General features: G+C 63.7%; 1 pseudogene. It reads left to right on the top strand.

The features are described from left to right. Window positions 1-248 (top strand): annotated as a pseudogene (locus PA598K_RS21560) (sugar phosphate nucleotidyltransferase); the annotation flags it as partial.

The raw sequence follows: 248 nt of genomic DNA on the forward strand, positions 1-248 counted from the left end.
GGCACCTGGAACACGCTGACCGAGGAGATGCAGCAGCCGCTGGTCGGCAAGGGCATCCTGAGCGAGGATTGCCGCAACGTCCATCTGATCAATGAGCTGGACATCCCGATCGTCGTCAACGGCTTGTCCGACGTCATCGTCGCGGCGAGTCCGGACGGCATCCTCGTCAGCGACAAAGCGGCCAGTCCGCGCATCAAGGATATGCTGAAGCCCTTGACGGGGCGGCCGATGTACGAGGAGCGGCGCTG

The organism is Paenibacillus sp. 598K, from assembly GCF_003851045.1.
Classification (GTDB): domain Bacteria; phylum Bacillota; class Bacilli; order Paenibacillales; family Paenibacillaceae; genus Paenibacillus_D.